We start from the raw sequence: 24,579 nt of genomic DNA on the forward strand, positions 1-24,579 counted from the left end.
CAGTTTCGGCTGAACCGACTCCCATACCCCCGCGTACCTACTCACGTCCGGACACGTGCCCCAGGAGGTGTCGTGGAGCTCAGCCTTTTGCGAGCGCAGGCGCACAGCCCTTCGTACTTCTCACTGCTGCGCGGATCATCGGGACAGCTTGCCCCGGTGGACTTCTGCATCCCGTGTAACCCTTACTTCCCGACCCCGGAAATATTCGAGCATCTCGGGAGGAACCTGGAGACGATCCTCAAGTTCTATCCGAGCGACGCGGACACGATCACCGCGGAGCTCTGCTCCACCCTCGGGCTCCACCCCAAGACGGTCGCGATGGGAAACGGATCCACCGAGCTGATCACCTGGATCGACCACCTGCTGGTGAAGGAGAGCCTGGCGGTGCCGATCCCCACCTTCGGCCGCTGGACCGACCAGCCGATGGAGACCGGGAAGCGGGTCGACATGTACCCGCTGATGGAGCACCACAACTTCGGCCTCGACGTCAATGACTTCGTGCGCTTCGTACGCATGCGCGGCTCCCGCGTGGCGGTGATCTGCAACCCCAACAACCCCGACGGCGGGTACCTGCCCAAGCACGAGGTCCTGCGCCTGCTCGACCTGCTCATCGACCTGGACCTGGTGATCGTCGACGAGTCGTTCGGCGAGTTCGTGGACGCCGAGCCGTATCCGGGCGTGGCCGCGGAGGCCGCGGTCCGGCCCAACGTGATCGTGCTCCGCAGCCTGGGCAAGAACTTCGGGTTGCACGGCATCCGGTTCGGCTACATGGTCGCCAACCCGGCGCTGGCCGGGAAGGTACGCGACGCGCTGCCCAAGTGGAACCTCAACTCGTTCGCCGAGGTCGTGGTGTTCATGATGAAGCAGTGCCGGCCCGAGTACCAGGAGAGCCTCAGGCGTCTCGGCCAGGACAGGCGGGCGATGTTCCACCAGCTCAGCGCGATGCCGGAGCTGACCGTCTACGCCTCGCAGGGCAACTTCCTGCTGGTGAAGCTGCCCCCGGGGCACGACGGGGTGCCGCTGCGCGACCACCTGCTCTCCGAGCACGGCGTGTACGTCCGCGAGTGCGGCAACAAACTGGGCACGACCAGCCAGTTCCTTCGCCTGGTGGTCCGGCCGCAGGAGGACGTACGGCGATTACTGGTCGGCATGACCCAGTATCTGTACTCCGGCAGCCTGCACGAGATCCCCGTCACCGGCCTGCACCATCGAGCCGTGAACCCGTTGTCCGCCTGACTCACCGGCGGAAACCCCACATTCGTGGTGCCGCGCCCGTCCACCCGGGCGCGGCACCCGGCCCTACCCAGTAAGCCGACTGGACCGAGAAGGGACCACGTCGCGGTGCGCATGAAACGCAAGATCTCCTACACCGCCGCCACGGGCACACTCGCCCTGCTCACGGCGTGCGGCGGCAACGACATGACTGGCCAGGACGGCAGAGCGGGCGGCGCGCTCGGCGCCGCCACGTCGGCCGCGTCACCGTCGGTCGTGTTCAACGACGCCGACGTCATGTTCACGCAGATGATGATCCCGCACCACGAGCAGGCGGTGGAGATGGCCGGCCTGGCGCCGTCCCGCGCGAGCGACATCGAGGTCACGGAGCTCGCCGAGAAGATCAAGGCCTCCCAGGAGCCGGAGATCCAGACCATGAAGGGCTGGCTGACGGCGTGGAACAAGCCCGAGATGTCCAGCCATGTGGGTCATGAGATGCCGGGTCTCATCTCCGAGGAGGCCATGGAGCAGCTCAGGAAGGCCAAGGGCAAGAAGTTCGACAAGCTGTTCGCCCGGCACATGATCGTGCACCACAACGGCGCGATCGAGATGGTCCGTACCCAGGAGGCCGAGGGGGCCGACCCCAAGGTCAAGAAGGTGGCCACGCACATGGCGTCCCACCAGCGGGACGAGGTCGCCCAGCTCCAGACGATCGTCGACCGCCTCTGAGCCGGGCGCTCATCCCACCGGGAAGCGTGCCACCCACCTGCGCTGCCACGGGGTCTCGACCGCCCGCCGGTTGTGGTGCTCCCGTGTCCAGGTGATCGCCTCGTCCGGCGACAGCCCGGACAGTACGGCCAGGCAGGCGATGACGGTGCCGGTACGGCCGACGCCATGTCCGCAGGCCACCTCCACCTGGCGACCGGCCTTGGCCTGCTCGTGCAACGAGCGGATCAGGCCGACCGCGCCGTCGCGGTCGCGCGGCAGCAGGAAGTCCGGCCAGTCGATCCAGTCGTGCGGCCACGACAGCCCGGCCCCGCCACGCCGCCGCAACTTCGAGGTTCCCAGGTAGAGGCCGTAGTCGGGGGCGGGCCCGGTAGGCGGCTCGTCCAACAGGCCACGGCCGCGAACATAGGTTCCATCGGGGAGGCGGATCGCTCCCACAAGCTGCGAGTCGGTCATGCCCCCATTTTTGCCCCTGATCAGCTGACCAGGAAATTGATACCGAGCATGCGGGCTCCCGTCTCGGTCCGCGGCTGGTGACGGCTGCCCGCGGCGAACACCACGTAGCTTCCCTCCCTGTACCGCGTCTCGCCCTCGATCACCTCGCCGCTGAGCACGTAGTAACGCTCCTCCCCCTCGTGTACGTCCACCTCGGGCCACTGCGTGCCGGGGGCGAAGTCGATGAGCCAGCCCCGCGCCAGCCCGGTCGCGGTGAGCCGCCGCCTGATGATGCCGGGCGCCACCTCCACCGGCTCCACGTCGTCGATGTGCATTGCCTGCCGGTCCGTTTCCATGCCGCCATCCTGGCTAGCGCGCCGGGCATCCACCCAGTGCCAGAAAAGACGTCATGGAGTACTTTTCTGCCATGTCGTCAGAGCATCGCGTCGTCGCGCTGGCCAGCCCGCCCCAGGCGACGTTCGAGCTGAGCTGCGCCGCCGAGGTGTTCGCCACCGTACGGCCGGGGCTGGCCCACCCCTACGACTTCCGCGTCTGCGCCGAGACGCCGGGACCGCTGCCCACCCTGGCCGGTTACTCGATCACGGTCACCAAGGGCCTGGTCGCGCTGGAGAGCGCCGACACGGTCGTCATCCCCGGCTGGCAGACGCGCACGGCCTCGGGGGCCGTACTAGCCGCGCTCCGCCAGGCGCACCGGCGTGGCGCGCGGATCGCCGCCATCTGCTCCGGCGCGTTCGTTCTGGCGCAGGCCGGGCTGCTGGACGGGCGGCGGGCCACCACCCACTGGCGGCTGGCGGCCGAGCTCGCGGAGCGCTTCCCCGCCGTCCCCGTCGATCCCGACGTGCTCTACGTGGACCATGGCGACGTCGCCACCAGCGCCGGCACCAGCGCGGGGATCGACCTGTGCCTGCACCTCGTACGGACCGACCACGGCGCCGCCTACGCCGCGAAGGTGGCCCGCCACATGGTCATGCCGCCGCACCGGGAGGGCGGGCAGCTCCAGTACGCCATCGCGCCATCGCGTGGCCGGGCGCCCGACTCGCTCGCGCCCCTGCTGGATTGGGCGGCGGAGCGGCTCGGCGAGCCACTGACCGTCGACGACCTGGCGGCCCACGGCGGCGTGTCGACCCGGACGCTGGCCCGGATGTTCACCGCCCAGCTCGGCACCAGCCCCGGGCAGTGGGTGCTCGCCCAGCGGATCGCCGGGGCGCGGGCGCTCCTGGAGGAGACGGACCTGTCCGTGGACGCGATCGCCGCCCGGGTGGGCCTCTCCTCGGCCACGAACCTCCGCCGCCGTTTCAACGACGCCCTGCGCACCACCCCCGCCGCCTACCGGCGCGCCTTCCACCTGCGCACGCGGACCGAGCCACCGTCCGGCCAGGGCCGGGAGCAGCCGCCCGCCATAGCGGGGCAACGTCTCAGGTAGGCGGGCGGCGGAGCAGGCCGGTCCAGGACCGGATCCTGTCTCAGCACGGCCACCTCCAGGTCCCGCAGCGGCTGGCTGGGATGAATGCCCAGCTCGTCGACCAGAGTGCGGCGCAGCCGTTGATAGACGGCCAGCGCCTCACCCTGCCGACCGGCCCGGTACAGCGCGAGCATCAGCTGCGCGTGCACCTGTTCGTGGAGCGGATGCTGCCTGCTCAGGTCCGTCAGCTCGGGGACAAGCTGCCGATCCTGCCCGAGGGCCAGCCGCGCGTCGATGAGGGCGTGGCGCGCCTCCAGCAGCAGTTGCTCCAGCCGCTGGGCCTGCTCGTCGAACCAGGCCAGCCCGGCCAGCTCGGCCAGCGGCGCGCCCCGCCACAACGCCACGGCGGTTCGCAGGCGGTCGGCCCGCACGTCCGGGGCCGCGGACTCCATTCCCTGCCGGATGAGTCGCTCGGCGGTCTGGACGTCGGTGGCCTCCCGCTCGCCGAGGTCCAGCAGGTAACCGGGCCGGCGGGCGGTGATCGCCTCCCGGCGGTCGAGCACGCCGCGCAGGTAGGAGACATGGGACTGCACCGTCGTGGCGGCCGAGGCCGGTGCCGTCGTACCCCAGACCGCCTCGACCAGGAGATCGACACTGACCACGGCACCGGGCCGCAGCGCCAGCGCGGCGAGCACGGCCGTGCGGCGAAGCCCCATCACCCTTCGCGGGATGTCGTCCACCAGCACGTCCACCGGCCCCAACAGTCTCACCCGCATGCCTGTCCCCCTTACGCACCACCAGCCCCCGTCGTCTCATACCCCGTTCCAGCCTGGTTGGAGCTCCATTACAGCCCGTGATGGCACCCTGACGGAGTTTCCACCCAGGAGGGATCAACATGAGGGTGACCGTCAAACCCGGCCTGTCGGCCAGGACACGCATAATCAGGACATTCGCCGGGCTCTTCGCCCTGGTCATGGCCATGGTGGGCCTGGTGGCGACACCGGCCTCCGCCGCCGTCGCCCACACCATCTGCGCGCTCTCCCCGGGGAGCGCGGGCGTGTGGCGCTACGACGACGATGGCACCAGCTGGACACAGATCGGCGGGCCCGCCGGGAGGCTGTACGGCGGCGGCTTCGGCCTGTTCGCCACCTCGCCCGACGGCAGCGGCATCTGGCGCTATCTCCGCTCGCACAACCTCTGGCAGAACGTGGGCGGCCCCGGCCTCACCTGGTCCGTCACCAACAACGCCCTCTACGGCCTCGCTACCGACCGCAGCGGCGTGTACAAGTGGAACGGCGCCGGCACCAGCTGGACCCAGGTCGGCGGCCCGGCCAACTGGCTCTACGGCGGCGGCTTCGGCCTGTTCGCCACCTCCCCGGACCGCAGCGGCATCTGGCGCTACCTGAACTCGCCCCATCTCTGGCAGAACGTGGGCGGCCCCGGCCGGACCTGGTCCGTCACCAACGACGCCCTCTACGGCCTCGCTCCTGACCGCAGCGGCGTGTACAAGTGGGACGGCGCCGGCACCGACTGGACCCAGGTCGGCGGCCCGGCCAACTGGCTGTACGGCGGCGGCTTCGGCCTGTTCGCCACCACCCCGGACCGCGGCAGCATCTGGCGCTACCTCAACACGCCCTACGCCTGGCAGCTCGTCGGCGGCCCAGGCTGGGACTGGGCGGTCACCAACGGTGACATCTACGGCCTGAGCCCTGACCGCAGAGCCGTCTACAAGTGGACCGGCTCGGGCACCAACTGGGTCCAGGTCGGCGGCCCGGCCGAGCAGATCGTCCCCTGCCCGTAACACCGTGCCGCGCCGTATGGGCCGGGGTGACCAGTCACGACAGGTCTCCCCGGCTCGTGTGCGCGGATCCGCGGTCAGTGCCCGGAGCGGTGGATCACCAATCGCCGCCCAGCGCCTCCTTGGCGGCCGCGATGCGGTCCTCGTTACGCCGGTAGAACACCCACTGCTTGATCTTCTTCCCGCGCACCAGCCCCGCCCCGCTGAGCACCTTCAGGTGCCCGCCGCAGGTCGGCTGGCTCACCCCGAGCTTCTCCGCGATGAACAGCGAGCAGACCCCGTCCTCCACCAGGTCACCGTCACGCTGCGGCCGGAAGTGCAGCTCAGGCTCGCGCAGCCACTCGAGGATCAGCAGCCGCTTGTCGTTGGCCAGCGCCTTGACCAGGTCCACATCCAGCACCAGGGCATTGTGGCAATTAGCTAACTAGCTGTCCAGCGGCCGGTCTCGCAGCCGGGCCTTCTGGATCTTGCCCGACCCGGTCCGGGGCAACTCATCCACCCGGTCGAAGTAGCGCGGGATCTTGTACCTGGCCAGCCGCCCGTCGAGGAACTCTCGTAGCTCCTCGGCCGTCACCGCCGCCCCACTGACCACGAACGCCCGCCCGACCTCGCCCCACGTCTCGTCCGGCACTCCGACCACGGCGACCTCGGCCACCGCCGGGTGCTCGAAGAGGACGCTTTCCACCTCCGCCGGATAGACGTTCTCCCCGCCCGAGATGAACATGTCCTTGACCCGGTCCACGATGTACAGGTGCCCCTCGGCGTCGAACGCGCCGATGTCGCCCGAGCGGAGCCAGTCGCCAGACGCGAACGCCGCCGCGGTCGCGGCAGGATTCTGCCAGTAGCCGGGGCTCACGTTGGGCCCCTGGACGAGCACCTCGCCCCGCTCTCCGACTGCGGCGTCGGTGAGATCGGGCCGGACCACGCGTACATCGGCGAAGAACACCGGCACCCCGGCCGAGCCGACCTTGCGCACGCTCTGCCCGGCCTCCAGGAAGGTCGTGCCCGGCGCCGTCTCGGTCAACCCGTAGCCCTGGCAGAACACCAGGCCCCGCTCCTGGTAGACGCGGATGAGCGCGGGCGGGATGGGGGCGCCGCCCGACATCAGATTACGCAGCGAGGAGAGGTCGGCCGTGGCCCAGCGCGGCGACCGGGCGAACGCGGCGAACATCGTGGTGACGCCGAACATCCAGGTGATGCCGTGCTTCTCGATGAGGTCGTAGCACCCGTCCACGTCCCAGGACGGCATGATCACCGAGCAGCCGCCCTTGACGAACGTGGGCAGCAACGTCTGGTTCAGCGCCGCGACGTGGAAGAGCGGCGCGCTGATCAGCGTCATCTCCTCGCTCGTGACATCGACGCCGATCAGCATGTTGTAGGTGTTCCACACCAGGTTGGCGTGGCTGAGCATGGCACCTTTGGGCCGGCCCGTGGTGCCGGAGGTGTAGAGGATGAGCGCGATGTCGTCGAGCCCGACGCGTACGTCGATCGGCGCGGGATCACCCTCGGCGAGAAACGTCTCGTAGTCCGGCACCAGCAAGGGCGGGACCTCGGGGAGCGCCCCGACCACCTCGGCGCACTCGGGCGCGTGGATCAGCACAGACGGCTCGCAGTCGCCCAGCATGTAGGCGATCTCGGGCGCCGCCAGCCGGTAGTTCAGCGGCACGAAGATCCCGCCGAGCAGATGGGTGGCGAACATGGTCTCCGCCAGAGCCGGGTGATTGGGGCCAAGGTAGGCGACCCGGTCCCCCGGCCGCACCCCGGCCGCACGCAGGCGCGCGGCCAGCTTCGTCGTACGCGTGTGCACCTCGGCGTAGGTGACCGCCCGCCCCTCGAAGACGAACGCCGTACGGTCCGGCGTCATCTGGGCCCGGCGAGCCGGCCACCCTCCCACTCCCGCGTTGTTCATGGGCGTACGGCCTCCCGCGTCGGTAAGTCGCCGTGATCGCGAGGCTAGGCAGCACGATCACGCCCGTCAACAGCGTCGGTCGGCAATTTCCCAACCTGAGTCAGAGTTTTGCCGACTGTGACGGATCCGTCTACCCTCTTGCTGTGATGCTCGCCGAAGGAGACGTGCTGACGGCCCGTCCGCAGTCCCTGATGTTCAGCTTTCTCGGCGTCTACGTGCTGGGGCGCGACACCGCCGTCTATTCGGGCAGCGTCATCGACGTCTTCGCCCGGCTCGGCGTCACCGAGGAGGCGGTGCGCTCGACGCTCACCCGCATGGTCAAGCGCAACCTGCTGGCCCGGCATCGTCAGGGGCGCAGGATGTACTTCGGGCTCACCGAGCACGCGGCGGAGGTGCTCGACGACGGGCGCCGCCGGGTCTGGGAGACCGGCGCGGTCAACCGCGACTGGGACGGCGCCTGGACCCTGGTGGGCTTCTCGATCCCCGACAGCCGGCGCAGCACCCGGCACGACCTGCGCTCCCAGCTCATCTGGGCCGGGTTCGGGCTGCTGCAGAGCGGGCTGTGGATCGCGCCGGGCGTCAAGGACGTCGCGGGCATCCTCGCGCCGCTCGAACTCGGCGATCACATCACCGTTCTGACGGCGCGGGCCTTCGAGCCGACCGAGACGGCCGACCTCGTACGCAAGGCGTTCAGCACCGAGCGGATCGCCGCCCGCTACCGGGCCTTCCTCGACCGCTGGGACACCCCGACCCCGCTCCCCTTCGCGGCCGACGACCTGGCCCGGCAGCTCCTCCTGCACACCGACTGGCTGCAGCTGGTCCGCCAGGACCCGCACCTGCCGGCCGAACACCTGCCGGCCGACTGGCCGGCGATCCGGGCCGAGCAGGTGTTCCGCGCCCTGGCCCGCGACTACGCGCCGAGCGCCAGGGCGCTGGCCGACACCGTGCTGGACGAACTGACGCTCACCGCACCGGCCCGCTGACTCTCTAAGAGCCGAGGCCGGGTCAGCGGGTGCCGGCCGCCGCCCGGCGCTTGGTCCACACGTCGAAGGCGACCGCGGCCAGCAGGACCGCGCCCTTGACGAGCATGACCCGCTCACTCGGCGCGCCGACCAGCGACATGCCGTTGTTGATGACGCCCATGATCAGACCGCCGGTCACCGCGCCGACCACCTTGCCGACGCCGCCCTGTACGGCCGCGCCGCCGATGAACGCCGCCGCGATGGCGTCCAGCTCGAAGGAGTTGCCCGCCGTGGGCCCCGCCTGGTTCAGCCGTCCGGCGAAGATGATCCCGGCGAGCGCGGACAGGACGCCCATGTTCACGAAGATCCAGAAGACGACGGACTTGACCTTGACACCGGACAGCAGCGCCGCCTGCAGGTTGCCGCCGATGGCGTAGATCCGCCGGCCGAACACGGCGCGGCCGGTCAGCAGCGAGTAGCCCAGCACCAGCGCCGCGAGCAGGATCAGCACCCAGGGCAGGTTCTTGAACCTGGCCAGCTGCACCACCACGGCGAGGATCACCGCGGCGGCCGCGGCGATGCGGAGCAGGAAGATCGGCAGCGGGTCCACGCTCTGGCGGTAACCCAGCCGCGCCATCCGGCTGCGCCACTGGCTGGCGGCCATGCCGGCCACCGCCACCAGGCCGAGCAGCAGGCTGAACACGTCGGCGCCGCCCAGCGGGCCGAGCCCGACATTGCCCAGGTAGCTGTCGGTGAAGCCGTTCGACAGCGTACGGACGGCGTCAGGGAACGGGCCGATGCCCTGGTTGCCCAGCACGGTCAGCGTGAGCGCGCGGAACAGCAGCATGCCGGCCAGCGTCACGATGAACGCCGGAATGCCGTAGTAGGCGATCCAGAACCCCTGCCACGCGCCGATGAGCCCGCCCGCGACCAGCGTGATGACCAGCGCCACCGGCCACGGCACGCCGTAGTTGACCATCAGCACGGCGGCGATGGCCCCGGTGACGGCCACGACAGAACCCACCGACAGGTCGATGTGCCCGGCGATGATGATCAGGATCATCCCGATGGCCAGGATCAGGATGTAGGAGTTCTGGACGATGATGTTGGAGATGTTCTGCGGCTGGAGCAGGGCCCCCTTGGTGAGGAAGGCGAACAGCACGACGATCAGCGCGAACGCGACATAGATCCCGCTCTGCCGTACGTTGAACGACAGCCACGATGATCTGCCCGCTTCCCGCGGCGGAGGCGGCTCCTGCCCGGTGGGCGCCGGCCCCGCGGCGGTGGATGAGGTACTGCTGCTCATCGGATCTCGTCCTGTCCTTTCGTCATGTACTGCATGAGGCCCTCCTGCGTGGCCTCCTCGCGCGGGACCTCACCGGTGATCCGACCGGCCGACAGCGCGTAGATCCGGTCGCACAGGCCCAGGAGTTCCGGCAGCTCCGATGAGATGACCAGAATGGCCTTACCGTCGTCGGCGAGCTGGTTGATGATCGAGTAGATCTCGTACTTGGCCCCGACGTCGATGCCCCGGGTCGGTTCGTCCAGGATGAGCACGTCGGCGTCCGTGAAGATCCACTTCGACAGGACCACCTTCTGCTGGTTGCCGCCGCTGAGCTTGCCGGTGACGCTCAGCACGCTGGGCGCCTTGATGTTCATGCTCTTGCGGAACCCCTCGGCGACCTGGTGCTCCTCATTGTCGTTGACCCAGCCACGGCGGGCCAGCTTCCCGAGCGCGGCGGCGGAGACGTTCCGCTTGATGTCCTCGATCAGGTTGAGGCCGTACCTCTTGCGGTCCTCGGTGGCGTACGCGATGCCGTGGCGGATCGCGTCCTGCACCGACTTGATCTCTATCTGCCGGCCGTTCTTGTAGATGCGGCCGGAGATGTCGGTGCCATAGGAGCGGCCGAAGACGCTCATGGCCAGCTCCGTACGGCCGGCCCCCATGAGCCCCGCCAAGCCGACGATCTCGCCCTTGCGCAGGGTGAGGCTGGCGTTGGAGACCACCACCCGGCCCCGCTGGGCCGGGCTGTGCACCGTCCAGTCCTCGATGCGCAGCGCCTCCTCGCCGACGTTCGGCTCGTGCGGCGGGAAGCGGTTCTCCAGGGCGCGGCCGACCATGCCGGAGATGATGCGGTCCTCCGTGACGTGGTCGGTGACCATGTCGAGCCGCTCGATCGTCCGGCCGTCGCGCAGGATGGTGATCGAGTCGGCGATGTCGATGACCTCGTTGAGCTTGTGCGAGATGATCACGCAGGTGATGCCCTCGTCACGCAGGCCGCGCAGCAGGTCGAGCAGGTGCGCCGAGTCCTCGTCGTTGAGCGCCGCGGTCGGCTCGTCGAGGATGAGCAGGCGCACCCGCTTGGACAGCGCCTTGGCGATCTCCACGAGCTGCTGCTTGCCGACGCCGATGTCGGAGATGAGCGACACGGGGTTCTCCCGCAGCCCGACCCGGTTCAGCAGCTCAGCCGCCTCATGGTTGGTCCGGTTCCAGTCGATCAGGCCGCGAGTGGCCTGCTCGTTGCCGAGGAAGATGTTCTCGGCGATGGACAGTTGCGGGCACAGGGCCAGCTCCTGGTGGATGATGACGATCCCGCGGTGCTCGCTGTCACGGATGTCGGCGAACCGGCACGGATCTCCCTCGAAGAAGATCTCGCCCTCATAGGAACCGTGCGGGTACACGCCCGACAGCACCTTCATGAGCGTGGACTTGCCCGCGCCGTTCTCGCCGCAGATCGCGTGGATCTCGCCCTGTCGTACGGACAGGTTGACGTCTTGCAGCGCCTTTACTCCGGGGAAGGTCTTGGTGATCCCGCGCATCCGCAGGATGTCATCAGTCATGACGTCAGCCCAGCTGCGACTTGGTGTAGTAGCCGGTGGAGACGAGTTCCTTCTCGTAGTTGGTCTTGTCGACGATCAGCGGCTGGAGCAGGTACGACGGCACGACCTTGTTGCCGTTGTCGTAGTCCTTGGTGTTGTTGACCTCGGGCTTGCCGCCCTTGAGCACGGCGTCGGCCATCTTCACGGTCACGTCGGCCAGCTGCCGGGTGTCCTTGTAGATGGTGGAGTACTGCTCACCCGCGATGATCGACTTCACCGACGCGAGCTCGGCGTCCTGACCGGTCACGATCGGGTACGGCTGGCCGGAGGTGCCGTAGCCGTTGCTCTTGAGCGCCGACAGGATGCCGATCGACAGGCCGTCGTAGGGCGACAGGACGCCGTCGACCTTGGTGCCGCCGCTGTAGGTCTTGGTCAGCAGGTCTTCCATGCGCTTCTGCGCGGTGGCCGGGTCCCAGCGCAGGATGGCGACCGTCTTGAAGTCGGTCTGGCCGCTCTTGACGTTGATCGTCTTCTTGTCGATGAACGGCTTGAGCACCGACATGGCGCCGTTGAAGAAGAATGTCGCGTTGTTGTCGTCGGGCGAACCGGCGAACAGCTCGACGTTGAACGGGCCCTTGGCGCTGCCCGCGGAGCCGTCGGCGTTGAGCAGCTTCAGCCCGACCAGCAGTGACGTGGCCTGCTGCACACCGACCTTGAAGTTGTCGAAGGTCGCGTAGTAGTCGACGTTCGGGCTGTTACGGATCAGCCGGTCGTAGGCGACGACCGGGATCTTCTTGTCGGCCGCCTCCTGGAGCTGCGTGGTGATGGCCGTGCCGTCGATCGAGGCGATGATCAGGAGCTTGGCGCCCTTGGTGATCTGGTTCTCGATCTGGTTGACCTGGGTCGGGATGTCATTCTCGGCGTACTGCAGGTCGACCTTGTAGCCGAGCTTCTCCAGGCTGGTCTTGACGTTGTCGCCGTCGTGGATCCAACGCTCGGACGACTTGGTCGGCATCGTCACGCCGACCAGGGCGCCGGCCGAACCGGCCGAGGCGCTGGCGGCGGCTTCCTTGTCGACCGTCTTCTCGGCCGAGCCGCACGCGGTCGCGACCGTGGCTAGCGCCAGGACGGAGACCACGGTCGCGAATCGTGGAAATCTCATGTTTCTCCTTGCGGAAATGGGGAGGTGCCCGTGCGTCACGGGAGACAGCCGATCCCGCGAGTGTTATCGCTAACATTTCCGGTGTCAAGCGCAGCCGATAACGTAGACGTAACACAACCTTCACGGTTGAAGTGGCCCTGGGCCTGCGGCGCGGGCCAATCACGGGCAGATGCCCGGTGGGTTCGGCGGGCTCATGGACCTCGAAGCCACAGGCCAGCAGTGTCAGCCGGAAGGCCGACCACTCCAGCGTGCCCGCGCGGCAGCGCGGCCGACGGGGCCGCTCGTCGATCGGGGTGACAGCGGGACGGTTGATCAAGCATGCCCGCATGTGGGACAGAAACTGACCTATATGCCCTCTAGCGTCGGGCTACCCGCTTCGAAGGAGAGATCATGGCCGTCCCCGAGGGCTACACCACCGTGACGCCGTTCGTCGCCTGCCGCGACAGCGCCCGGTTCATCGACTACGTCAAGGAGGCGTTCGGCGCCGAGGAACTCGGCCGAGTCACCGATGAGAAGGGCCGCATCGGTCACGCGGAGGTCCGGATCGGTGACGCGGTGGTGATGATGTTCGACGCGGTGCCGGACTGGCCGCCGACGCCCGCGTTCCTGCGCCTGTACGTGGACGACGCCGACGCCGTGCACCGGCGGGCCGTCGCGGCCGGTGGCACCTCGGTGACCGAGGTCACCCACCTGTACTGGGGCGACAAGGTGGGGCGGGTGCGCGACCCGCTCGGCAACCTGTGGTGGATCCAGACCCGCGTCGAAGAGGTCGGGCCGGAGGAGCTCGAGGCGCGCCTCAGCGACCCGGTGTTCATCAAGGCGATGGAGTATGTCCAGAGCGCGGATTTCTTCGCACGCTGACGGCTATGGCCGGGATCGAGGTAGTACACACTGTGGGGATGGAGTTCTTCTGCTACCACCGCGATCGGCCCGGCTCGGTGGCGCTGCGCGACGAGCTGCTGGAGGAGCACTGGTCCTACATGGACGGGTATGCGAAGGAGATGATCGCCCGCGGCCCGACCTTCGCCGCCGACGACGAGACGCCCACCGGCAGCGTGCACATCCTCGACCTGCCCGATTCCGCCGCCGCCCGCGCGTTCGCCTTCGACGAGCCCAACTACCAGGCCGGCGTCTACCGTGACGTGCTGGTGCGCCGGTGGCGCAACCTGCTGGGGCGCACCATGTGGGACTTCCCCGGTGGCCGGACCGATGGCAACAAATACCTGGTACTCGGCCTCGGCTCGGGGCAGGCCGCCGATCTCACCGTGCCGCCCGGCCGGGACGAGCTGATCGCGTACGGGCCGCTGCTGGCCGACGACGGCACCACCTGGCTGGGCACGGCGGCGCTGCTCCGGGCGCCGGACCAGGACGCGGCACGCGCCATCCTGACGCCGGACCGGTACGCCGACATCGAGGTCCACGACTACGACTTCGGCGGGCGGCCGGACAGCTGGCCGACGGCTCCTCAACCGTCCGCCCCTCCGACGGCTCCTCGACCGACCGCCCCGCGGTCATGACCGCGCAGTCCCCCGCCACACCACTGCCGACCCTCGGGCCAAGGCTGATCAAGGCCGAGATCCTGGTGGTGTTCTCCGTCTCGCTGGGGGCCAGCGGCCTCCTGGCGCTCGTCCGGCTGATCGGCGCGCTCACGGCGCCCGAGCAGCTGAAGGGCCAGCAGGCCGTGCTCGTCCGGTCGCTGGCTCCGGGGCGGCCCTGGCTGGACCTGACGTTGCAGCTCGTCGACATCGCGATCAGCGTGGCGCCGGTCGCGCTCGTCGCCTACCTGCTGGTCCGCTCCGGCGAGTCGATGCGGACCATCGGTGTCGACCTCCGCGAGCCGCGCCGCGACCTGGTGCGCGGCGCCCTGCTCGCGGCCGCGATCGGCGGATCCGGGCTGGCCTTCTACCTGGTCGTGTACGCCATCGGGATCAACCTCTCGGTGGTGGCCGGGCAGCTGCCCGACGAGTGGTGGCGGATCCCGGTCCTGCTGCTGGCCGCCGCGCAGAACGGCGTGCTCGAAGAGGTGCTCGTCAGCGGCTACCTGCTGCACCGGCTGGAGCAGGCGGGATGGGCGCCCTGGCGCTCCGTCGTGGTGGCGGCGCTGCTGCGCGGCTCGTACCACCTCTATCAGGGGTTCGGGGGTTTCGTCGGGAACGTGGTGATGGGGCTGGTGTTCGGCCGCCTGTACCAGCGCTGGGGCCGGGCCATGCCGCTCGTCGTCGCGCACACGCTCATCGACGCCGTCGCCTTCGCCGGCTACGCCGCCCTGCACGGCAAGGTGAGCTGGCTCCCTTGAGCGGGCAGTCCGCTCCAGCCCGCTCACCCGAGCGAGGGCGAGCCGGCTCCCCTGAGCCCGCTCACCTTGCCGTGCGGGCGTCACTCCGGCGCTCCTCTCGTGCGGGCTCGGCGATACTCCGCCACGACCAGATCCGTGAGCTCCTGGAGCGAGGTCCGCGCCGTGGGCTTGTCGAAGGTGATCGTGCCGTGCTGGAGGAGGTTGACCCGGTCGCAGACCTCCAGGATCTGGGCGTAGTTGTGCGCGATGATCACGATGGACACCTCGCCGCGCGCCTTGAGGTCGCTGACCAGGTCGAGGATCAGCGCGCCCTCCTTGGCGCCCATGGCCGCCAGCGGCTCGTCGAGCAGCAGGATCCGCGACCGCGAGTACACCGAGCGGGCCACGGCGATCGCCTGCCGCTGCCCGCCGGAGAGCTTGGCCACCTCGACGTCGACCGAGGGGATGCGGACCCCCATGGCCTCCAGGTGCTCGGCGGCCAGCCGGCGCATGCGCCGGTTGCTCAGCAGCCGCCCGAAGCCGACGTGCTCCCGCCCCAGGAACATGTTGTGGTAGACGCTGAGCTCGTTGATCAGGGCGAGGTCCTGGTAGACGATGTCGATGCCCAGCGCTCGCGCCTGCCGTACGGACTTCAGCGCGATCTCCTCGCCGTCGAGCAGGATGCGCCCCGAGTCGGGCTGGTGAAACCCGCACAGGAGCTTGACCAGCGTGGACTTGCCCGCGCCATTGTCGCCGATGAGCCCCAGCACCTCCCCCCGCTCCAGGGTCAGGCTGACGTCCTGGAGCGCGGTGACCGCCCCGAACCGCTTGGACAGGGACTCGGTACGGAGGATCGCGGTCATGTCCGTCCCGCCCTTCGCAGCCGGGTCAATGAGACGTTCGCGATCATGGACAGCAGGATCGCGGCGCCCAGGATGAGGAAGTACGGGTTGGCGGAGATGCCGATGAGGTTCATCCCGTTCTGGAGCTCGGCCAGCACCAGCGCCCCGAGCGCGCAGCCGATGATGGTCCCGGACCCGCCCGCGAGCGCCGTGCCGCCGATCACCGCCGCTGAGACCGCGGTGAACATCAGTCCGGTGCCGCCGCCGATGTTCGGGTCGATGGTGTGGATGCGGAACGCCTCGATCAGCCCGGCGAACGCTCCCAACGTCCCGCCAATCATGAAATTTCCTATCTTGATGCGGCCGGTGCGTACGCCCGCCTCCGAGGCGCCCAGCGGGTTGCCGCCGACCGCGATCGTGTGCAGCCCCCACCGGGTCCTGGTCAGCAGGATGTGCAGCACGATCACGATGACCAGGGCCCAGCCGAGGTGCGCCCAGTTCGCCGCGCCGAGCCACTGCCCGATCGTCCCGTCCACGGCGGCGGGGATCTCGGCCGGATAGGCGTGCGAGGTGGTGAGCACCACACCGGTCACCGCGTAGAAGGTGCCCAGCGTGGTCACGAACGACGGCACCCGCAGCACGACGGTGATGAACCCGTTCCCGAACCCGATCGCGGTCCCTGTCGCCAGCGCCAGCAGGATCGCCGGGATCGCCGGCACCCCCCAGAAGTCGATGGCGTAGTGCATCATGAACGGCGCCAGCGCCGCCACCACCCCCACCGACAGGTCGATCTCGCCGCTGACCAGCAGCAGGACCGTGCCGCACGCGACGATCGCCGCGGGAGCGGTGGCCTGGGAGATGTTGACCAGGTTGTCGTAGGAGACGAAGACGTCCGTCACCGACACGAAGTACAGTCCCAGGCCGATCGCGACCACCAGAACACTGGCTTCCCGGTGCCGCAGGAACTCCTCGCGGATCCTGCGCATTCGGCGCTTAAGCATGGGGGATGGCACCGGAGCGTGGCACGAGCTTCTGCGCGGTGTCGGAGCCCTCGAAGCGGGTCTTGGTGGTCTGGTAGGGGCCGACGTTGTCCTTCGTCACGAAGAGCAGGCCGGTGTTGGTCTCGGAGGGGAAGAGCAGTCCGCCGGACAGCTTGTAGAGGTACAGGTAGAGCACGGGCAGGAAGCCCTGGAGGTAGGGCTGCTGGTCGATGGTGTAGTCGAGGTCACCGTTCTTGATCGCCGTCAGGGTCTCGGGTACGAGGTCGAAGCCGCCGGCGACCTTGAGCCCCTTGCTCCGCATGCCGTACTTCTTGACCGTCTGCCCGATCGACTGGGTGGATCCGGCGTCGACGGCGAGCATCCCGGCCAGGTTCGCGTGGCCCTGGGCGTACGCGTCGATGATCGACAGACCCTTGGTGATGTCGGCGTTCGTGCCGACCGGGGTGAACTTGACGGGTTTCCCGGAGTCCTTGATCGCCTGCTGGGCGCCGTCGATCCGCGGCTGGATGTTGAGCGCGCCGGGGGTGGCGATGAATCCGACGATCTCGCCGGAGTCCACCTGCTGGAGGGCCCGCTGGCCGAGGGCGTACCCGGACTCGTAGAGTCCCTGGCCGATGTAGGCTAGCCGCGCGCTGCCCTTGTCGTCGCGAGCGCCGTCGGCGTTGTACGACACCACGGGAATCCCCGCGTCCAGTGCCTTGGCGACCGGCTCGCGGAAGGCGGCCTTGTCCACCACCGCCACCGCCAGCCCGTCGGCCTTGGCCGAGATGGCGGTGTTGCAGGCGTTGACCATCTCGGCCACGATCGAGTCCTTCGAGCCGGTCCACTGGAAGTCGGTGCCGAGCAGCGCGCACGCGTCCTGCGCCCCGTACTGGGTGGGGGTGAAGAACGGGTTCGTGGTGACGTGGCAGACGAGCACGAACTTCCACTTCGGCGTGGCGGGGAAGTCTCCGGGAGCGCCCGAACCACCGGAGGCGGCGGGTTTGCCCTGGCTGGAGGTGCACGCCGCCAGCAGCGCGGACGCCGCCGCCGAGGCGCTGACCAGCCCGGCGCCGGAGAGCAGGCGCCGCCGGGCGACCGGGGTGAGGCTGAGGGTTTCGACTGCCTCTTCGACCTTGGGATGGATCTTTTCCATGTGCTCGACCTCTAGTTCCTGACGGATGGGTCCAGGGTGGTCGCTTCCCCCCGTCAGCACGCCCAATGAAAAAGGTAAAAGGTTTTAAGGAGCTGTCAATGGGCCATCTTGGAGTGACCTGCCGAGAGTGTTGGCAAATCCCATATTTCCGACCGCTAAACTACCTTTTGCAGGGGTTACGATCTACGTGACACGCGGGGCGAGTGTGTAAGACGAGCCTCGTGGGGACGTACTCATGTCATGCCTTGCCGACGCGCACCGACCTCTGGGAGACCCGATGACATCGCCCGCAGACGCGCTCAGGGGAAGCGGAGATCCGGAGATCGAGCGGCTGCTGGCGCAGTTCAACGCCGACGTCGCGCAGGTTGAGCAGCTCAGGGACCGGATCACCGAGGTGCGCGGCCGAGGCGAGGCGGCGGACGGGCGGGTGGTCGCTGAGACCGGGCCGACCGGAGCACTCGTGAGCCTCACGATCGATCCGCGCGCCATGCGGCTGGGCTCCGACGAGCTGTCCGCCGCGATCGTCGAAGCGGCCGAGGCGGCGGCGCGCAACGCGGAGGAGGAGATGGCCGACCTGGTCGATCCGTTCATCGCGGACACCGTGCTGGGGTCGACCCGTCGCCCCCGGGACAGCCGGTAGCCGGCTGATCTCCCATGGCCATCAGCCCCGCACGCGGTGCGATCTATGGTGTCGGCTCGGTCGGCATCGCCGCCTTCGTGTTCAAGATGCTCGCGGTCGACTACCCGGACGGCGATCCGGCGAAGGCCCGGCAGGCCGCCGCCGTCTGGGCGCGGCTCGCGGACCGGCTGGAGCAGAGCGAGAACCGGACCTACCCATTCGCCGAGGCGGTGTGGAAACGCAACGGTGGCGAAGGGATCGAGGCCTACAAGAAGGCCGTGACCGCCGGGCTCTATCCGAACCCGCCCGCGCTGGGCTATGCCGACAAGCTCGCCCAGCGCTGCCGGCAGAACAGCGAGGCGTGCCTGGAGTACGCGGAGGTCATCGAGAAGGCTCAGCACGCATACTGGTCCCTCGCCCTGGCCAACCTCGCCAGTTTCATGTTCATCACCACCTTCCCCTGGCAGGCCGGGGCCGCCTACAAGATCACCGAAATCCTCATGAACCGCGCCAAGGCGAGCCTGCTGGCGAAACTGGTCGAACACAACATCGCCCGGATCGTGCTGAGCAAGCTCACCGAGTACAGCCTCGGCAGCGCCTTCTTCGCTGTCGGAGACGTGGGCGTGGTGGCCGGGGTCAACGCGCTGCGCGGCGAGGACACGGGCTCGTGGGGCGACAACGGGAAGCAGATGCTGAAGGAGTTCACCGCGTCGGTCGCGTTCTACGGCGCGTTCGACGCCGCCATGCCGTTGGCCAGAGCGATGAGCAAGAACGCCGACGTGCAGTACTTCATCAGCCGGATGGCAGGCGGATCCACCTACGGCGCCACGTACGACGCCCTGAACGGGGAGAGCGGCGGGGACCTCGTCCCCACCTGGAAACAGACGCTCGGCAGGGTGCTGCTCTATTTCACGATGGCCCACAAACCAGCGGGATGACGCATGGCACCTGAACCTGACCCCAAGCCGCCGGAGCGGCCGGATACCATCACCGTCACGCCTCCCGGCGGGGACTACGACTCACTTTGGGAGATCGCCCAGCGGCTCTTCGAGGACCCCACACGCTGGGAGAGCATCTACCAGGCGAACCGCGACGTCCTTGACAACCCCAACGACGTGCGGCCGGGCATGCGGCTCCGCCTGCCGATGGAGATCTACCCGGGTCACATCAGGGCCGCCGCCGGGGGCTTCGACACCGAGAAACACGATCTCGGCGAATTCGTCAACGCCGCGGCGGCGGAGCTGAACGCCATCGGCAACTTCTGGGGCGACGACAAACTGGGGGCCACCTTCTTCAAGGGCGAAGGCGGCCGCATGGGCTACGAGGCCGTGTCAGGTCAGATCATCGAGGGCATCGACGTCCTCCAGGACGCCCATCACGAGATCCCGAAGCGCCTGCGGCTCGTGGCCGACCGGACCGAGGTCACCGACTGGGAGAACGTGACCACCGTACTCGCGGCGTTGCCCACGCCTGACCCCGATCGGCCGATCTGGGGTGAGCCGCACCGTTAACGGCGGCCAGGGCGAGCGTTGGCGGCGGTCAGGACGAGTAGCTGTGGTCAGGACGAGTAGCTGTGGTCAGGACGAGCGCGACAGCACCGAGCGGACGGCCTCCGGGGTGCGGCCGACGACGGCCGCCCCGTCCCCGGCGGTGATGATCGGGCGCTGGATGAGCATCGGATGGCTGGCCAGCGCCTTGATCCAGCGGTTGCGGTTGGCCGCGTCGCGGGGCCAACCGGCGATGCCGAGATCGGTGGCCGTGGCCTCACCGAAGCGGGTGATGTCCCACGGTTCGAGGCGCAGCCTGGTGAGCACCTCGCGCAGTTCGAGCTCGTTGGGCGGGTCGTCGAGGTAGCGGCGGATGGTGTAGTCGGCGTTCTCGGTGTCCAGGAGTTCGAGCGCGGAGGTGCACTTGGAGCAGTCGGGGTTGATCCAGATCTCCATGCTGACTTCCTTTGGGGATGCGAGGAGCGCGGAGCCATCCGGCAAGGCGTCCCATGGAGAAACAGGGGGCGCACTGGACGTGGCCAACCCCCTATTTCACTAGCAAGTGTTAGCCATTCGGATTACCACGTCAATCTGCGACACCGCTTGTACGGCTTCCGCCACCCGGCCAAGCGCCGCGTCGAGCCTCTCCACCCACCACGACCTAGAGCAACACGGTCACAGAGCGTGACATAACGGGCGTCGCTTAAGTAAAATCCCAAACCACCTCTTACGGCCGCAAACCCCCGGCCAAGCAGGGATTCCCGACGCCTCAGAACCCCCTCTGGTTTACCCCCGTCACACCTGGATGTCCGAAATTTCATGACAAAGGGTGCCTGGCACCGACAGAATGCGGAACGCCCACCCGCCGTCCATCCATACGGAGGACACCCATATGCGTAGACCCCTAGGGGTACTCGCGTGTGTTGTGAGCCTGGCCACCCTCGGTGCGCCGGTCGCCACGGCCCACGCCGCGACGGTGCCGCAACCCGCATGCCGCGTGACCGTCGCCAAGCCGCAGGTCACCGCCGCCGGAAAGATCCAGACATCCGCCACCAGGCGCGGCTGCGAAGGCAGCGCCCTCGTCCGCGTCCGCATCAAGCGCGCGGTGGCCGGCCCCGACCGGATCGTCAAGAGCGCGTCGGGCAGGGGCATCAGCCCTCGGGTCACGGTCTCAATGCTGTGCGCCCCCGGTGTCTACTACGCGGTCGCCACCGACTACGCCGGCAACTCCGGCAAGTCGCGGCCGGTCCGGCTGTCGTCCTGCACGCCGACCACGCCGACTCCGACTCCCAACGACACGACCACGCCGACGCCATCACCGTCGCCGACGGCCACCACTCCCACTCCCGTTCCCACCGACACGACCAATCCGCCGACTGACGTGGTGGGAACGGTCGACGAGAACGAGGTCCTGCGGCTGACCAACGCCGAGCGGGCGAAGGGCGGCTGCAAGCCGCTCAAGCATGACGTCCAGCTGCACAAGGCCGCCTTCGGCCACTCCTCCGACATGGCGACCAAGAACTACTTCAGCCACACCTCGCAGGACGGCCGCAGCTTCATGGACCGCATCCGCGGGGCGGGCTTCACCGGCGGAACGGGCTGGGCCGAGAACATCGCCATGGGCCAGCCGACCCCGGCCTCGGTGGTCACCGGCTGGATGAACAGCGCGGGCCACAAGGCCAACATCATGAACTGCAAGTACAACCTCATAGGTGTCGGCGCGGCCAAGAACTCCAAGGGCCAGATCTACTGGACCCAGGACTTCGCCGCCAAGTAGCGGCCGCCCGAGCAGAACGATGCCCCGCGGCCGGCCGCCCGGCCGCGGGGCATCACCCTATTCAGGGCCTGGCGCTCGCCAGGCCACCCAGCCGGGCGCTCGTCCGTTACCGGTCGGCCCGCCCGATGAGGCTCGTCAGGCTTGGCGCCACTCCGCCACGCTGCCGGGATCGTGCAAGTGCAGGTCGGGGGCTCCTTCCAGGGCCTTCTCCTCGCCACCGGGCGTGTACGTGACGATCAGCCGCAACGGCCGCCAGGTCGAGTTGAACGTCGAGTGGTAGGCCCCCGCCGGAATGTGCACGGTGTCACCCTCCTTGATCGCGAACGGCTCACCGTCGTCGACCATCTGCGACGCCTCACCCGAGATGACGTAGATGATCTCCTCGGCCGCCGGGTGGTTGTGCCGGGCGTGTCCCTGCCCGGGATTGATGATGACCTCGCCCAGCGTGCTACTCGCCCCCTCGATGGCCGACGGGGTGACGAACCACTTGATGGACCCCCAGTCGAAGGCCATCGTGGGCACGGAGTCCGGACTTACGTGCATGGCAGCTCCTCAGAAGTTCAGTGACTTGAAGGCTCGTACCTGCTCGGTGATGGCCCGCTCCGTGGGCAGCCGCTCGACGGACGAGGCGCCGAAGAAGCCCACCACGCCCTCGGTGCGCGACAGGACATGGGCCGCGTCGGCGGGCTCGGCGATCGGGCCCCCGTGGCAGAGCACGAGGATGTCGGGCCGCACGGCCGCCGCCGCGTCGCGCATGGCCTGCACCCGGGTCACGGCCTCGTCCAGGGTCAGGGCGGTGCCCGCGCCGATGCTGCCCTTGGTGGTCAGCCCGACGTGCGGGACCAGCACGTCGGCGCCGGCCTCGGCCATGGCGCGGGCCTGGTCCTCGTCGAAGACGTACGGGGCCGTCACCAGGTCGCGTTCGTGGGCCAGCCGGACCATCTCCACCTCCAGCTCGTAGCCCATGCCGGTCTCCTCCAGGTTCTGCCGGAAGACGCCGTCGTACAGGCCCACGGTGGGGAAGTTCTGGACACCCGCGAAGCCCATCGCGGCCAGCTGGTCGAGGAAGCGCGGCATGACCCGGAACGGGTCGGTGCCGCAGACGCCCGCGAGCACCGGGGTGTCGGCGACGACGGGCAGCACCTCGGCGGCCATCTCGACGACGATCTGGTTCGCGTCGCCGTAGGGCAGCAGCCCGGCCAGCGAGCCGCGCCCGGCCATCCGATAGCGGCCGGAGTTGTAGATGATGATCAGATCGACGCCGCCGGCCTCGGCGCACTTGGCCGACAGGCCCGTGCCCGCGCCCGCGCCGATCACCGGCCGCCCCTCCGCGACGGTGCGGCGCAGCCTGGCCAGCACCTCCTGCCTGGTCACGAGGCATCCCCTCCGAGCTGCCTGGATCCCATTCCGAGCTGCCTGGTCATGCGGAATCCTCTCCCGAGATCAGGCGATGCAGCCGCTCGGCCATCGCCCGGCCGAATTCCGGATCGTTGATGTGCAGGTCGAACCGCTTGGTCGCGGGAAAGGCGGCCAGCGCCTCGAAGCAGGCCGCGTCGGCCTTGGGATCGTGGAAGTCCATGCCCGGCGCGTCCAGCGCGGACACGCCGCCCAGCGGGACGAACAGCTCCGTCGGGCCGCTGGCCGCGCCGAGTTTGGCGGCCACCCGGGCGCCCAGCTCGGCCATCTCCTCCGGCGTGGTGCGCATGAGGGTCACGGTCGGGTTGTGCACGTACAGCAGCCGGCCCGCGAACCGCTCGGGCACGGTGTCGCGCGGGCCGAAGTTGACCATGTCCAGCGCTCCGGGGGCGACCACCTGCGGCACGCCGTGCGCGCCCGCCGCCGTCAGCCGCTCGGGCCCGGCCGACAGCACCCCGCCGACCAGGTCGTCCGCCAGTTCGGTGGTGGTCAGATCCAGCACCCCGGCCAGCAGCCCGCTCGCCGCCAGCCCCTCCAGCGCCCGGCCGCCCGACCCGGTCGCGTGGAAGACCAGCACCTCATAGCCGAGCTCGGCCAGCCGCTCGCGCGCCGCGTCCACGGCGGGCGTGGTCACGCCGAACATCGACGCGCCGATCAGCGGCCGCTCGTCGTTCTGCGTCGTACGCACCGCTCTGGCCAGCTGGTGTGCCTTGGCCATGCCCGCCGCCGCGGCGGCCGCGTTGCCGAGAATCGCCCGGGAGACCCGGTTGACGCCGGCGATGTCGACCACGCTGTACATCAGCGTGACGTCCCTTGCTCCGACATAAGGCGACACGTCGCCCGACGCCATCGTGGACACGATCAGCTTGGGCAAGCCGATCGGCAGGTCGCGGACGGCCCGCGCGGCGATCGACGATCCGCCGCTGCCGCCCACGGCCAGCACCGCGTCGACCCGGCCCTCGGCGTACAGCCCGGCCAGGATCGCCGCCGCGCCCTCCCCCATGGCGGTGACGGCGGCCCCGCGGTCGCCCCCCTCCTGGAGCGCCCGCAGGTCACCTCCGGCCGCCTCGGCCACCTGCGCGTTGGAGACGTCGGCGAGCAGCGGCACGCCGGGCTCCTTCACTCCCGCGTCGACCACGAGCACGTCGCTGCCCAGCTCCACCAGCCGGTTGCGCAGCCAGGCGTACTCCTCGCCCTTGGTGTCGAGCGTCCCGATCAGTACGACGGTCGGCATCTCACGCCACACCCCTCTGTTCGAAGACCTTCTTCGCCACATTGATCGCGTTGATCGCCCTTGGGAAGCCCGCGTACTGGACGCAATCAACTACCACCCGCTGAATCCGGTGGTTTGCTCTCACGGTCCCGTCTGGCTGAAGGGAGGCCGGTAGCGTGTGGCTGGTTGATAACAGCCCAGCCCGGAACGCCGCGTGTGGCGATGTTGCGGGCCGCGATGTGATCGGCGTGCCCAGCGAGGCCACACCATTGGCAGACGAACCGGCCCCGCGCCGGCCGATTCGCCCTGGACACCCACCCGCACTCCGGACACGCCTGCGAGGTGTAGGCGGGGTCGACCAACACGA

Annotated in this window: 28 protein-coding genes; 12 read left to right on the plus strand and 16 right to left on the minus strand. The window is 69.0% G+C overall.

Annotation, left to right across the window (positions count from 1 at the left end; genetic code table 11):
- Nucleotides 1-72: 72 nt before the first annotated feature.
- The gene (locus ACIBO2_RS45610) at nt 73-1,236 is read left to right on the plus strand and encodes a histidinol-phosphate transaminase (RefSeq protein ID WP_358533035.1); all 1,164 of its coding nucleotides are present in this window, start codon (nt 73-75) and stop codon (nt 1,234-1,236) included.
- A gap of 111 nt (nt 1,237-1,347) precedes the next feature.
- Entirely contained in the window at nt 1,348-1,941 is a 594-nt protein-coding gene (locus tag ACIBO2_RS45615) for a DUF305 domain-containing protein (RefSeq protein ID WP_358533038.1), read from the plus strand.
- A gap of 9 nt (nt 1,942-1,950) precedes the next feature.
- On the opposite strand, the gene ACIBO2_RS45620 is transcribed toward ACIBO2_RS45615, so the two are convergent.
- Together ACIBO2_RS45620 and ACIBO2_RS45625 are read right to left on the minus strand one after the other, a co-directional pair.
- Nucleotides 1,951-2,394 (minus strand): protein-tyrosine phosphatase family protein, encoded by a 444-nt coding sequence (locus tag ACIBO2_RS45620; RefSeq protein WP_358533041.1) that lies wholly within the window; start codon nt 2,392-2,394, stop codon nt 1,951-1,953.
- A 20-nt stretch (nt 2,395-2,414) separates the two neighbouring features.
- On the minus strand, nt 2,415-2,729 hold the full coding sequence (locus ACIBO2_RS45625; protein ID WP_358533044.1) for a cupin domain-containing protein: 315 nt from the start codon (nt 2,727-2,729) through the stop codon (nt 2,415-2,417).
- 71 nt (nt 2,730-2,800) lie between these two features.
- Between ACIBO2_RS45625 and ACIBO2_RS45630 the strand changes: the two genes are divergently transcribed.
- On the plus strand, nt 2,801-3,817 hold the full coding sequence (locus ACIBO2_RS45630) for a helix-turn-helix domain-containing protein (RefSeq protein ID WP_358533047.1): 1,017 nt from the start codon (nt 2,801-2,803) through the stop codon (nt 3,815-3,817).
- Here ACIBO2_RS45630 and ACIBO2_RS45635 read toward each other — a convergent pair.
- Nucleotides 3,721-4,572, minus strand: a complete 852-nt coding sequence (locus ACIBO2_RS45635) for a BTAD domain-containing putative transcriptional regulator (RefSeq protein ID WP_397304286.1) — start codon at nt 4,570-4,572, stop codon at nt 3,721-3,723. The two genes, ACIBO2_RS45630 and ACIBO2_RS45635, sit on opposite strands and share 97 nt — an antisense overlap.
- A 119-nt stretch (nt 4,573-4,691) precedes the next feature.
- Here ACIBO2_RS45635 and ACIBO2_RS45640 point away from each other — a divergent pair, with 119 nt between their 5' ends.
- A complete protein-coding gene (locus ACIBO2_RS45640) occupies nt 4,692-5,597 on the plus strand; it encodes a hypothetical protein (RefSeq protein WP_358533052.1) in 906 nt (301 codons plus the stop codon).
- 94 nt (nt 5,598-5,691) lie between these two features.
- On the opposite strand, the gene ACIBO2_RS45645 is transcribed toward ACIBO2_RS45640, so the two are convergent.
- Both ACIBO2_RS45645 and ACIBO2_RS45650 read right to left on the minus strand, forming a co-directional pair.
- Nucleotides 5,692-5,994: an ArsR/SmtB family transcription factor gene (locus tag ACIBO2_RS45645; protein WP_397304287.1), complete on the minus strand. Its 303-nt coding sequence runs from the start codon at nt 5,992-5,994 to the stop codon at nt 5,692-5,694.
- 24 nt (nt 5,995-6,018) lie between these two features.
- Nucleotides 6,019-7,503 (minus strand): long-chain fatty acid--CoA ligase, encoded by a 1,485-nt coding sequence (locus ACIBO2_RS45650; protein ID WP_397304288.1) that lies wholly within the window; start codon nt 7,501-7,503, stop codon nt 6,019-6,021.
- A 146-nt stretch (nt 7,504-7,649) separates the two neighbouring features.
- On the opposite strand from ACIBO2_RS45650, the gene ACIBO2_RS45655 reads away from it, so the two are divergent.
- Entirely contained in the window at nt 7,650-8,486 is an 837-nt protein-coding gene (locus ACIBO2_RS45655) for a PaaX family transcriptional regulator C-terminal domain-containing protein (protein WP_358534800.1), read from the plus strand.
- 22 nt (nt 8,487-8,508) lie between these two features.
- Here ACIBO2_RS45655 and mmsB read toward each other — a convergent pair whose 3' ends face one another.
- From mmsB to chvE, 3 genes are read right to left on the minus strand one after another with little or no spacing between them, the layout of a single operon-like run.
- Nucleotides 8,509-9,771, minus strand: coding sequence for a multiple monosaccharide ABC transporter permease (gene mmsB / locus ACIBO2_RS45660; protein WP_358533057.1), 1,263 nt, complete (start codon nt 9,769-9,771; stop codon nt 8,509-8,511).
- Nucleotides 9,768-11,306 carry a multiple monosaccharide ABC transporter ATP-binding protein gene (mmsA, locus tag ACIBO2_RS45665; protein WP_358533059.1) on the minus strand — a complete coding sequence of 513 codons (1,539 nt, stop codon included), beginning with the start codon at nt 11,304-11,306 and terminating at the stop codon, nt 9,768-9,770. Before mmsA ends, mmsB begins: the two co-directional genes overlap by 4 nt.
- Nucleotides 11,307-11,310: 4 nt before the next feature.
- Nucleotides 11,311-12,447, minus strand: a complete 1,137-nt coding sequence (chvE, locus tag ACIBO2_RS45670; protein WP_358533062.1) for a multiple monosaccharide ABC transporter substrate-binding protein — start codon at nt 12,445-12,447, stop codon at nt 11,311-11,313.
- Between the two features lie 390 nt (nt 12,448-12,837).
- Between chvE and ACIBO2_RS45675 the strand changes: the two genes are divergently transcribed.
- The 3 genes from ACIBO2_RS45675 to ACIBO2_RS45685 are packed head-to-tail and all read left to right on the plus strand — an operon-like array spanning nt 12,838 to nt 14,743.
- On the plus strand, nt 12,838-13,308 hold the full coding sequence (locus ACIBO2_RS45675; protein ID WP_358533065.1) for a VOC family protein: 471 nt from the start codon (nt 12,838-12,840) through the stop codon (nt 13,306-13,308).
- A 5-nt stretch (nt 13,309-13,313) separates the two neighbouring features.
- A complete protein-coding gene (locus ACIBO2_RS45680; protein ID WP_397304289.1) occupies nt 13,314-13,964 on the plus strand; it encodes a YciI family protein in 651 nt (216 codons plus the stop codon).
- The gene (locus ACIBO2_RS45685; protein ID WP_358533071.1) at nt 13,961-14,743 is read left to right on the plus strand and encodes a CPBP family intramembrane glutamic endopeptidase; all 783 of its coding nucleotides are present in this window, start codon (nt 13,961-13,963) and stop codon (nt 14,741-14,743) included. The genes ACIBO2_RS45680 and ACIBO2_RS45685 overlap by 4 nt, the downstream gene beginning before the upstream one ends.
- Nucleotides 14,744-14,823: 80 nt before the next feature.
- On the opposite strand, the gene ACIBO2_RS45690 is transcribed toward ACIBO2_RS45685, so the two are convergent.
- From ACIBO2_RS45690 to ACIBO2_RS45700, 3 genes are read right to left on the minus strand one after another with little or no spacing between them, the layout of a single operon-like run.
- A complete protein-coding gene (locus ACIBO2_RS45690) occupies nt 14,824-15,585 on the minus strand; it encodes an ATP-binding cassette domain-containing protein (RefSeq protein ID WP_358533074.1) in 762 nt (253 codons plus the stop codon).
- Nucleotides 15,582-16,550, minus strand: a complete 969-nt coding sequence (locus tag ACIBO2_RS45695) for an ABC transporter permease (protein ID WP_358533077.1) — start codon at nt 16,548-16,550, stop codon at nt 15,582-15,584. The genes ACIBO2_RS45690 and ACIBO2_RS45695 overlap by 4 nt, the downstream gene beginning before the upstream one ends.
- A 7-nt stretch (nt 16,551-16,557) precedes the next feature.
- The gene (locus ACIBO2_RS45700; protein ID WP_397304290.1) at nt 16,558-17,700 is read right to left on the minus strand and encodes a sugar ABC transporter substrate-binding protein; all 1,143 of its coding nucleotides are present in this window, start codon (nt 17,698-17,700) and stop codon (nt 16,558-16,560) included.
- A gap of 277 nt (nt 17,701-17,977) precedes the next feature.
- On the opposite strand from ACIBO2_RS45700, the gene ACIBO2_RS45705 reads away from it, so the two are divergent.
- Genes ACIBO2_RS45705 through ACIBO2_RS45715 form a run of 3 tightly spaced genes read left to right on the plus strand, consistent with a single transcriptional unit; the run spans nt 17,978 to nt 19,830 of the window.
- A complete protein-coding gene (locus tag ACIBO2_RS45705) occupies nt 17,978-18,340 on the plus strand; it encodes a YbaB/EbfC family nucleoid-associated protein (RefSeq protein ID WP_358533083.1) in 363 nt (120 codons plus the stop codon).
- A 14-nt stretch (nt 18,341-18,354) separates the two neighbouring features.
- A complete protein-coding gene (locus ACIBO2_RS45710) occupies nt 18,355-19,257 on the plus strand; it encodes a hypothetical protein (protein WP_358533085.1) in 903 nt (300 codons plus the stop codon).
- 3 nt (nt 19,258-19,260) lie between these two features.
- Nucleotides 19,261-19,830, plus strand: a complete 570-nt coding sequence (locus ACIBO2_RS45715) for a LysM peptidoglycan-binding domain-containing protein (RefSeq protein ID WP_397304291.1) — start codon at nt 19,261-19,263, stop codon at nt 19,828-19,830.
- Between the two features lie 66 nt (nt 19,831-19,896).
- Here ACIBO2_RS45715 and ACIBO2_RS45720 read toward each other — a convergent pair whose 3' ends face one another.
- The gene (locus tag ACIBO2_RS45720) at nt 19,897-20,262 is read right to left on the minus strand and encodes an ArsC/Spx/MgsR family protein (protein WP_357939188.1); all 366 of its coding nucleotides are present in this window, start codon (nt 20,260-20,262) and stop codon (nt 19,897-19,899) included.
- A 436-nt stretch (nt 20,263-20,698) separates the two neighbouring features.
- On the opposite strand from ACIBO2_RS45720, the gene ACIBO2_RS45725 reads away from it, so the two are divergent.
- Nucleotides 20,699-21,583 (plus strand): CAP domain-containing protein, encoded by an 885-nt coding sequence (locus ACIBO2_RS45725; RefSeq protein WP_358533091.1) that lies wholly within the window; start codon nt 20,699-20,701, stop codon nt 21,581-21,583.
- A 135-nt stretch (nt 21,584-21,718) separates the two neighbouring features.
- Here ACIBO2_RS45725 and ACIBO2_RS45730 read toward each other — a convergent pair whose 3' ends face one another.
- The 4 genes from ACIBO2_RS45730 to ACIBO2_RS45745 form a co-directional block, all read right to left on the minus strand.
- Nucleotides 21,719-22,126 (minus strand): cupin domain-containing protein, encoded by a 408-nt coding sequence (locus tag ACIBO2_RS45730; protein ID WP_358533094.1) that lies wholly within the window; start codon nt 22,124-22,126, stop codon nt 21,719-21,721.
- 9 nt (nt 22,127-22,135) lie between these two features.
- Nucleotides 22,136-22,957: a phosphoenolpyruvate hydrolase family protein gene (locus ACIBO2_RS45735; protein ID WP_358533097.1), complete on the minus strand. Its 822-nt coding sequence runs from the start codon at nt 22,955-22,957 to the stop codon at nt 22,136-22,138.
- A gap of 46 nt (nt 22,958-23,003) precedes the next feature.
- Nucleotides 23,004-24,233 (minus strand): Tm-1-like ATP-binding domain-containing protein, encoded by a 1,230-nt coding sequence (locus ACIBO2_RS45740; protein ID WP_397304292.1) that lies wholly within the window; start codon nt 24,231-24,233, stop codon nt 23,004-23,006.
- An 86-nt stretch (nt 24,234-24,319) separates the two neighbouring features.
- Complete coding sequence (locus ACIBO2_RS45745) at nt 24,320-24,577, minus strand: zinc ribbon domain-containing protein (RefSeq protein WP_397304293.1); 258 nt, start codon at nt 24,575-24,577, stop codon at nt 24,320-24,322.
- Between the last annotated feature and the right edge of the window lie 2 nt (nt 24,578-24,579).

The organism is Nonomuraea sp. NPDC050022, from assembly GCF_044460705.1.
In the GTDB taxonomy this organism is placed as follows: Bacteria; Actinomycetota; Actinomycetes; order Streptosporangiales; family Streptosporangiaceae; genus Nonomuraea.